The sequence below is a fragment of the Vulcanisaeta distributa JCM 11217 genome, assembly GCF_001316005.1.
GTDB lineage: Archaea > Thermoproteota > Thermoprotei > Thermoproteales > Thermocladiaceae > Vulcanisaeta > Vulcanisaeta distributa_B.
The window spans coordinates 125995-134899 of record NZ_BBBJ01000008.1; the positions used below are offsets into that span (position 1 = coordinate 125995).

Consider the following 8905-nt stretch of genomic DNA (forward strand, 5'->3'; position numbering starts at 1 on the left):
AAGGGGGCTTGGTATTACCTCGACCCAAAATGGGCTATTCAGCCCTGGGCGCGCTTAATGAGCTCTACGTGCATAGCGCTAACGTTAATAACGCGATGGTCATGACGATAATCGGCATATACCTACACGCGGTCTTCGTATCATTCACGCTAGGCTTCCCACTGGCCATACTCGCCTGGCTCATTAAGTGGTATAGGACTGGCGACGCATTATTCCTCAACTACTCCAAGACCCTGACCATGGTCTGGGCTGTGAACTTCGCCCTTGGCGCCGTCACGGGCACCATAGTGGAGTTCGGCTTACTGGACATTTGGCCAACGAGCATACTACTCTTCTCCTCCTCAGCCTTCATCCCACTCCTCTATGAAGCCACCATAGCCTTCATAGGCGAGGCCGTCCTCCTAGTCCTCTTCATAATCGCCATAGGCAGGTGGAGGGCGAGGTACACATTCAGCATATTAATTGCGACCTGGCTCCTCGGCTCACTCTCCGGCTACTTCATACTAACGGCGAATGCCTGGATGAACGTTCCCTGGGGGGGAATGGGCGATATACCACACGCGTTATACCCGTTCCTACCGAGCTATGGTCCAGACGCCGCAAACCTAACCGCGACACTAAACCTAGCCGCACTCCTCCTGCACTACACGGTAGATGGCTCTGGCTCAGTCGCCCTAACAAGCACAAACTTCACTTCACTAGTTGGTACATACCTCACAAACCCATGGCTACCCATGGTTAACCCAGACGCCGTAGTGACCACGCTACACACATTATTCGCGGCCTACGCAATCGGCGTCGGGGGGGCAGTGGCGCTGGCTATATCGATAAGGTTCTTCAGGACCCACGACAGTAAGTACGCCAAGCTACTAAAGCCCCTCCTCTGGATACTCGCTGTGGTACTCCTCATCGAGCCAATCGTGCTGGGGGGGCACTTCATGGGCGATGATGTGGTGGCATATCAACCACTCAAGTTCACAGCACTAACCACACTGACGGGAGGCCCAGGGGGGGTCTATGGGTATGAGTACTACGACCCTGTGGAGGCGCTATTCGCCTACGGCAACCCATACCACCCACTCTACGGTTTCAAGTATTACCTAAGCCAATGCAGGATGCTGGGCAACACTACCTTCGGCGAGCTCTATAGCGAGCTTGACCCAGGGATGCTGAGTTACCTCGGGCCCCCCCTGACCAACGTGACGCTGGCCCAGAACTGCGAGGCCGCGGTTCTCTCCCTGGAGCCACTGGCGCCGTTAGTAAGTGCGTTTTACTACACAATGATTGGCGCTGGAATACTACTCGCCATAGCCGCAGTGCTCGCCCTATTCACATACCTCGTGAGAGTGCCCATTCTATCGGCAATAACGGACTTCATAAATAACGAAATACTGGGCGTATTGATAGGCACCGACAATGTGATGCCCTTCCTGGCCTCGGCAATGGCTGTGTTATCGGCCATAGCAGCCACGGCTGGGTGGGCCGCGAGGGAGATTGGTAGGCAGCCGTGGACTGTCTATGGGTTAATAACCACGAATGAGGTCGTAACGAGTGATGCAATAACGCCGGGCTTCGTGGCCTTCGTGGTCGCCATACTACTTGCGATAGCTGTTGTGGGGGGGCCCTGGCCATGTACTACGTAGCCACGAGACCAAGCCTACTGGATAGGGTTAGGGAGTTGGCTGGGGGGGTGGGTGGTCATGAGTAGTTACCTCGCCCTACTCTCCTTCGCCGTGCTTGGCTTCGCCCTGGAGATGCACCTGGTCTTCGTTAACGTGATAATAGGGGGGCCACGGTGCTCACGGTAATAACCAGGTACCTAGCCTACCTACGCAGGGACCCGGGTCTCGAGTCTGTGGCCAGGGACATGTTCAGGCTCATGGTGGTGACGGAGCTCTTCGGCGGTGTTTGGGGCACGATACTGACCGTGTTCATGGCGGGGGGGCTCTTCCCATCAATGACTGCGATATTCACTAGGGTTTACTTCTACCCAATAGCCATAGCCCTCGTCGGCATACTGCTGAGCATACCGCTCATAGCCATCTACTGGCACCTATGGGGGGGTAGGGTCAGCCCAAGGACCCACAGCCTAATTGGCGTACCGCTCGCCATATCCGTACTCCTCGTACCAGTGGGCTTCAGGTACCTCTTCGCGGGCCTCGACTACCCACAGTACGCCACGGCAAACCCACTAACCGCCCTCTCAAACCCAGTATACCCACCACTCATTGCGCATACGCTCATTGGTGCCATGGACATTGGGGCCTTCGTAACAGCCTCCGTATTGGCGACTAGGAGGAACATGAACCCGGAGCGTGAGGATAGCCCTTGGGACCGGACTGGCTTTACTCGTGCCGCAAGCCATCGCGGGGGGCTTACTACTTCACGGTGCTCGAGAGGTACGACCCATACATAGTGAGCAACATAGCAGGCCCACTGCTGGGTTATGACCCAGGCACCGCCCTATTCTACCCAGCCTTCTACACGGCCATAGCCCTAACCATAGCCCTGGGCGCCACGGCCCTATACGCCTTCTACGCCGCGATGAGGGGCAGGGTCGTCAGGCCAGCCGTAATTAGCACGGGCATACTGGCGGAGGTAATACTCGTACTCATGGAGTACGTGAACGACGGCTCCAGGTACCCATACCTATTCATAAGCGGTGGCTCAGGCGTACCAATAACCCAATTACTAAACACACTCATACCGCTACCCCTAATCGCCATATACACAATGCTCCTCTCAACACTCATATTCACCGCAATATTCACGTTGACGCTATACTACGCCATAATAAGGAGATTCCTACCAGAGGAGTGAGTTCATGATTAATCCCCCCCAAATACCCACCGCACTGGGATAATTCCTCATCCTTTACATTTGCATTCAAATCCTTAAATTAAAGCTAATTATCCAATGCGAACAACGCCAATAAGAGGACTTTCTAGGATCCCCCCCTAGCGCTCCCTGGTTCAGGCGCCTCTAAGCGGCACAATTGTTAACGCTTTAACCGCTAGACCTGCCGTTAAACCCATTGAGACTTCAAACAAGCCTTTCCACCTCATTACCCGGTAATTGTTTATTTTCCCAGGCCTATTCACGAAATAGAGTAACTTTATTAAATAACCATGAACCTATTGCCTTAAATGCGTAGGAGTCTCCTAATAGCAATAGTGGCTATGATCTCCTTAGTAATAGCTCTCATTCTAATACCCCCCCATGGCCACCCAACCAGGGTTTCCTCGCCACCACCTGAGGTAAGTACTGTTAATTCAACGGCAACCCCCTATTAAGCACGTAATCATAATAATCCTTGAGAATCACTCCTTCGACAACATATACGGGGGGGTTTATCCCTTCGGAATGCCGCCAATAGTGAATAACATCACATTATTATTAATGAGACCACTGGGCCTGGCACATATTTAAGCGAGGTATCCTACGCCAATTCGGTAATACTTGAGGATCCCTGGGAGGGCTACAGGAATTACCACATTGATTGGAACTTTGGCGCAATGAATGGGTTCATTAATGGGTCTGGCCCCCCCAATCAATGGTCTACCTATCCTATGAGCAAGTCCCCCCCTTACTATGGGACTACGCCGAGGAGTACGTGTTGGCCGATAACTACTTCTCACCCGACCTAGCCACCACGACGCCCAATAGAATATCCTATCTAGTGGGTTACCCAGTACCCATGTTTGGCACATCTGGTGTAAAATATCATTCAAACAAACCATACTATACCAATTAACTGAGTATAATATATCATGGGCCTACTTCGACTACGGCTATAGGCAGGGCCAGCCACTGCCACCATACCCACTATCACTAATACCATGTTCATCAAGATACAGCAACCATTACTTCAATACCTCGGTATTCCTGGAGGATTTAAAAAACGGTAACCTACCCAGCGTCTCCTTCTTAATGTTCACCGGCGGTGATGGTCATGATGACCACTCTGCCCTCGACATGCACCCACCGTTCAATTTAACCCAGGGCCAGGTAAACCTGGCATACTTCATAGATGCCATTGAGGATAGCCGATACTGGAATAGCACGGTAATCTTCATAACCTTTGATGAGGGTGGTGGATTCTTCGACCAAGTCCCGCCGCCAATAATCTACAACTACGGGCTAAACCCAGGATGTGAGGACGGCTACTTAAGTAAGCTAGGCCTACCGTACTATAACGTGTTGGGTGAGAGGGTTCCCCTACTAATCATTTCGCCGTATGCCAAGGAGGGTTGGGTTGATAACTATAGCCTATCAGGCTACACACTGCTTGCGTTCATAGACTATAACTGGCATTTACCATACCTAACACCCATAGTGGCCAACTCAGACCTCAATGGGTTACTCGCCGCCTTTAACTTCAGCCAAGGGCCAAGGCCACCGATAATACTAACACCACTCAACTGGACATACCCAATACCACTCCAGTACCCAGTGCATTATGGCTATGTAGCGTTAATCAAGGGTAACTACACAGGCTACACACTACTTTATAGGCTAGGTATTATTAACGACACGGTGTACCAATACGTGATGCAGTTTAACGATACAAACACCTGAATCCACCCTTCGCCATCACCGATCCTAAGGCTAAGATAATAGCATCACCTGTTGAATCTACGAATACCAAGACCTCCTTACTCCTTGGGGTGGGGGGGTTCCTTAGGCATCACTTATTCGTTTTTATCACATTCATCCTCATCACTTCAGCGGTGGTCTCAACACATCCAGCGAAGTCTCAACGTCGGTGCGGGGCGCATGAAACGCGCGTTTTAAACATACTCCGCCCCCCCGAAGGATGGGCCTTCCCTTTCAGCTTAAATTCCATAATAGCCGAGGGCATAGCGCCAGGCGGGTTTAACAACGTTAATGAGGTTAAGATATTATTCCGCCATAATAAAATACAGGTTACACCTACGATAATCGGTAAAACAACCACAGAAAATAACAGGTCTGAATACATAATAATAATGATGTACTTTTAATTATAGGCAAAAGCACGTGTAAAGTCAAGATGCCGTTACGGTGAGGGACTCGGCCAAGGAACCGCTGGTGCCGTTCAGCGTGACGATGATCGTATACGCGACGCCAGACTCAACACCACCGCATTGACCGACAATACCATAACTACTACCTGCTGCCACGGTAGCGCCAATGCCACTCCATGAGCAGGTAAGCACAGAGCCATTGGGTCCATAAACCTTAACACCACTAATTGTTAATTGCGTTGTGCCGGCGTTGTAGATGTTTATCGTCACCACGCCCGTAGACGCCGACATGCTCCCCGAAACCTCAACCTCAGGAGTATTAATGGCGTGTTGACCCACCGCCTTAGCACCGTGGTAGAAAATCATCACTAACGCCACACCAACGACTATGAGTACAGCGGCGATTATGACGGAGACCAAGGGCGACAACTCACCCCTACTACGCATAATTAACTCATGGGGGGGATACACCTTTTAAGTATTGCCCATACATACACACATGGGCCTAGGCTTAGTCAAGCCCTGGTTTAGGACCAGGCTCGAGGAGGCGCTGCTCATGACGCTAGCAACGCCGCTATTCCTGGCACAGCCCGTGAGTAGGGTGCTTGATGTGCTCATTAATGAGGCCCAAAGGCTGGGCCTTAACCGCCTGCTAATTAAGCGATTGTTAATGGCTAGGGCTGTTATTTCCATGAATGAGCCGATCACGAAGTACGTCAGTGGTCTCGGTAACATTCTCGAGGCGATGACCAATGCCGAGAGGCTGGGCATTGAGCCGGGCACCGCGGTTCTTTACATACTCAGGGAACTCGATGATTACCTAGGTAGATTGAGGAGTGATTATAGGGACCTAGTAATACTCCTCGACACGCTCACCGTGATTACGCTAGCCATGATGCCCATGACGATAGTCCTCGTAAGCAGGGCCCTAAACATGAGCCCAACCACATACCTAGTGATGACCTACGCCTCAGCAGCACCAATAACGGCATTACTCGGTTGGAGCTTGGACCCAGGCTTGGTGGTTGTTGATAATGAATTACTTATGTACATGGGGGGGATTGCGGTGATGCCTGCGTTGCCTACTTACGTGGTTACTAAGTCAATTGCGCTTGCCTGGTTAGTCTTCTCCGCGGTCTTCCTAGGCATAAGCCTTAATTGGTATCTTGGTAGGGTTAGGGCAATTAATGAGTTGAGGCATACCGCGGTTAATAGGGTGATGAGGGCTGCGGTCACCCTCAGGCTTGAACAGGCTCGGTCTAGGAACTGGCTTGAGGGCTTCATTAACGAGTATGCGAGGGTTGTGGCCGTCACAGGCATGGGGAGGCCCGACGTAATTAATGTGGCCGTTACATCAATGACCCACGTTATAAACACCGTAATGGAGTCCAGGAGGGTTGGGTATGCCTCGGTCATTGTGTCGGTGGCTCTGATGGAGGTTATGCTCGTGATAACGAGGTTAATAGCGGCCCAAGCGTCTGGGGGGCGTTGTCATGCTCCAGTTTATGCTTCCCACGGTCATAATTGGGGGTTTCATGAGTGGTTACGTGCTTGACTCAGTGACCACGGGCATATACGCCACGATACCCCCCCTGGTCATCACGTACATAGTCCTGACAATGACGTAACGGGTAAAGCCTTAATAATGCCATGCTTATTTACAACCTATGTTAACTGTATTGTTCCTAAGCCAGAAGGGTGGTGTTGGCAAGACATTGATAATCACGAGCCTAGCCACGGCACTGGCTATGAGGGGGGGCTACAGGACCTGGCTCATTGACCTAGACCCAAACGCAACCGCGTCCAAGGTCCTTGGCGTTAATAACCCAGGAAGCGTCAACGGCGCTTTGACGTACATAATGGGGGGGGTTACGGGGGGGACCGTTAAGGTTTCGACCGCGCTCATTGAGGATGGAGTCGTGGGGGGGAACATAAAGGTCATACCACCAGGCACCTCACCCGTCACCAACCCATACACCGCACTACCGAGCACCGCAGTCCTGAGCTCTAGAATATCATCATTAATTAAGGGGGGGATAGCAATTACAGGGTTAAGCCCAACTTCATATTAATAGACACGCCAGCCCTATCACCAGCCCTAAACCCAGGGCTCACGACGGCGTTGATAGGCAATGCCGACGTAATAACCCTGGTGGCGACCGACGAGCCCGGCGGCATGGGGTGGCTCGGAAACATGCTTGAGTACGCCTCGCAATAGGCCCGGGTAAGGAGGGGGTTGTGGTGTTGAATAAGTTATCGAGTATAAGGGGGGGTAACCTGGACATTGGGGGGGTTAAGAATGTGGTGAAGATACTCAGGAATCCGGCCATTGAGGCTGCATGGCGACTGGGCTCAATACCCTACGTAATCAAGGACCCGGGGCTGGGCCAGTTCAGGAGGGCTATTGACGAGTTGGCGGCGTTGCTGGAGAGGTTGAATGCGGAGAGGGCTTGGGTGAGTCCATGAGGCTCCTGCGTAGGAGGGTCGTTAATGAGTATGAGGATGAGGAGATCACGAGGCTCATGAGGAGGATTAGTAATAGGCCGAGGCTTAGGGTTGAGGGTGGTAGCCGAGTAGGGATGCCGTGGAGTTATACGTGAGTGGCGGATTGAGGCTCCTGGAGAGGGCTTTGAGGGATTTGGGCGCGGTTGATGATGAGGTTAGGAGGGCGCTTAAGATTGGTAGGGATGCCCTAGTTAGTAATTACCCGAACCAACTCGACATTAATGAGTTGGCTAAGCAATTATTGGCTAGGGTCAGGACTCCTCAAAGACAACGTCGCTCTTGAATTCCCTCGGCATGACCAAGTCCCTAGCCCTATGGAAGAGGGCTATTAACCTAACCCACTCGGTCTCGTCAACGTCAAAGTTGGAGTAATGCCTAAGGAACGCCTCCCTATCATTGACTTCCCTAACCACGAAGTCCTCACCAACACGCCCACCCAGGAACTTAATCAACACGTCCTCACGCAGAGCCCCCCCCATCCCCCAAGCAACCACGGGCTTGCCGCCATCCACAACCCACACACCCACGACCCTCCTAACGACCTTACTACCCATCTCGAACCTACCCATGAGCACAACCAACAGCCTAACCAGGTCAATGGGCACCTCATACTCCCTAAGCCTGACGATAGCCTCCTCAACACCGCCAGCATGCATGGTGGTTGCACCACCCACCTGCCCACTCATGATCGCGTGTAGCCAAGCCCTAGTGTCCTCAGGACCCCCCCTAACCTCATTAACAAATATGTAATCAGCACCAACCCTAAGCGCATGGACAAGCCTCTGAAAGAGTGGTATGGCTTAACGCCGGCCCCCCCATGACCCTCACGGCTAAGCAGTGGAATAACGCTACTGGCGTAATCACTAACCAACTCCTGGGGCAGTAATACCTCGTCTATGTCCTCGACCTTGGCGATCACCGTGCTGGGCGGCAAAGCCGACATTAGGGCTGCGGACATGCTCGTCTTCCCAGAGCCCGCGGGCCCAATAACAAGTATTGGAAAACCAATCTCAAGCGCAAGCCAAAGATAGGCCGCGAGCCTCGCATCGACCGAGCCAAGCCTAACCATGTCAATCAACTTCCAAGCCCTCATGGGAAAGACCCTGATACTCACCCTGGTCCTATCCGTAACATCGAAGGAATCAACGCTAACCCTAAGCATCGGCCTATGAACCCTATCATAAGCTCAATCGACGGGTTATAATAAGTTGGGTAAACCCCCCCCACCCTATCACCGATGACGCTTACCAAAAGCTCAACCTCCCTGGGACTCGGCACAATGCTTGACTGGCAATCACCCAGGCTACTCAACTTAAAGTGAACCCTGGCGTTAGGCGTCACGTAGATATCCGTGAGGCCAACCTCATCACCAACCATCATCACGGGCTCAAGAG

11 protein-coding genes and 3 pseudogenes are annotated in these 8905 nt (G+C 52.2%); 10 read left to right on the top strand and 4 right to left on the bottom strand.

Annotated features, from left to right (window positions below; translation table 11 throughout):
* Positions 1-29 precede the first annotated feature (29 nt).
* The 5 genes and pseudogenes from JCM11217_RS09715 (at position 30) to JCM11217_RS15980 (ending at position 4578) form a co-directional block, all read left to right on the top strand.
* On the top strand, positions 30-1643 hold the full coding sequence (locus tag JCM11217_RS09715) for a cytochrome ubiquinol oxidase subunit I (protein ID WP_243679092.1): 1614 nt from the start codon (positions 30-32) through the stop codon (positions 1641-1643).
* Positions 1644-1795: 152 nt separating this feature from the next.
* On the top strand, positions 1796-2416 hold the full coding sequence (locus tag JCM11217_RS15965; protein ID WP_243679093.1) for a hypothetical protein: 621 nt from the start codon (positions 1796-1798) through the stop codon (positions 2414-2416).
* Positions 2389-2820 carry a hypothetical protein gene (locus JCM11217_RS15970; RefSeq protein ID WP_243679094.1) on the top strand — a complete coding sequence of 144 codons (432 nt, stop codon included), beginning with the start codon at positions 2389-2391 and terminating at the stop codon, positions 2818-2820. Before JCM11217_RS15965 ends, JCM11217_RS15970 begins: the two co-directional genes overlap by 28 nt.
* A 326-nt stretch (positions 2821-3146) precedes the next feature.
* Positions 3147-3293 carry a hypothetical protein gene (locus JCM11217_RS15975; RefSeq protein WP_243679095.1) on the top strand — a complete coding sequence of 49 codons (147 nt, stop codon included), beginning with the start codon at positions 3147-3149 and terminating at the stop codon, positions 3291-3293.
* Between the two features lie 260 nt (positions 3294-3553).
* Positions 3554-4578: pseudogene (locus tag JCM11217_RS15980) on the top strand (hypothetical protein).
* Positions 4579-5027: 449 nt separating this feature from the next.
* Here the strand turns inward: JCM11217_RS15980 and JCM11217_RS09740 are convergent.
* On the bottom strand, positions 5028-5453 hold the full coding sequence (locus tag JCM11217_RS09740) for a hypothetical protein (protein ID WP_054842814.1): 426 nt from the start codon (positions 5451-5453) through the stop codon (positions 5028-5030).
* 34 nt (positions 5454-5487) lie between these two features.
* On the opposite strand from JCM11217_RS09740, the gene JCM11217_RS09745 reads away from it, so the two are divergent.
* Together JCM11217_RS09745 and JCM11217_RS15985 are read left to right on the top strand one after the other, a co-directional pair.
* Positions 5488-6561 carry a hypothetical protein gene (locus JCM11217_RS09745; RefSeq protein ID WP_243679096.1) on the top strand — a complete coding sequence of 358 codons (1074 nt, stop codon included), beginning with the start codon at positions 5488-5490 and terminating at the stop codon, positions 6559-6561.
* Positions 6562-6673: 112 nt separating this feature from the next.
* Positions 6674-7078 (top strand): AAA family ATPase, encoded by a 405-nt coding sequence (locus JCM11217_RS15985; RefSeq protein WP_243679097.1) that lies wholly within the window; start codon positions 6674-6676, stop codon positions 7076-7078.
* On the opposite strand, the gene JCM11217_RS15990 is transcribed toward JCM11217_RS15985, so the two are convergent.
* Entirely contained in the window at positions 7050-7202 is a 153-nt protein-coding gene (locus JCM11217_RS15990; protein WP_243679098.1) for a hypothetical protein, read from the bottom strand. The two genes, JCM11217_RS15985 and JCM11217_RS15990, sit on opposite strands and share 29 nt — an antisense overlap.
* A 42-nt stretch (positions 7203-7244) precedes the next feature.
* On the opposite strand from JCM11217_RS15990, the gene JCM11217_RS15995 reads away from it, so the two are divergent.
* The 3 genes from JCM11217_RS15995 to JCM11217_RS09755 are packed head-to-tail and all read left to right on the top strand — an operon-like array spanning position 7245 to position 7794.
* A complete protein-coding gene (locus tag JCM11217_RS15995; RefSeq protein WP_243679099.1) occupies positions 7245-7472 on the top strand; it encodes a hypothetical protein in 228 nt (75 codons plus the stop codon).
* Positions 7469-7606 carry a hypothetical protein gene (locus tag JCM11217_RS16000; protein WP_243679100.1) on the top strand — a complete coding sequence of 46 codons (138 nt, stop codon included), beginning with the start codon at positions 7469-7471 and terminating at the stop codon, positions 7604-7606. The genes JCM11217_RS15995 and JCM11217_RS16000 overlap by 4 nt, the downstream gene beginning before the upstream one ends.
* A complete protein-coding gene (locus JCM11217_RS09755) occupies positions 7603-7794 on the top strand; it encodes a hypothetical protein (protein WP_243679101.1) in 192 nt (63 codons plus the stop codon). Before JCM11217_RS16000 ends, JCM11217_RS09755 begins: the two co-directional genes overlap by 4 nt.
* Here the strand turns inward: JCM11217_RS09755 and JCM11217_RS16005 are convergent.
* Positions 7763-8580 (bottom strand): annotated as a pseudogene (locus tag JCM11217_RS16005) (CpaF/VirB11 family protein). The gene JCM11217_RS09755 and the pseudogene JCM11217_RS16005 sit on opposite strands and share 32 nt — an antisense overlap.
* Positions 8581-8621: 41 nt before the next feature.
* A pseudogene (locus JCM11217_RS09770) lies at positions 8622-8905 on the bottom strand (hypothetical protein); the annotation flags it as partial.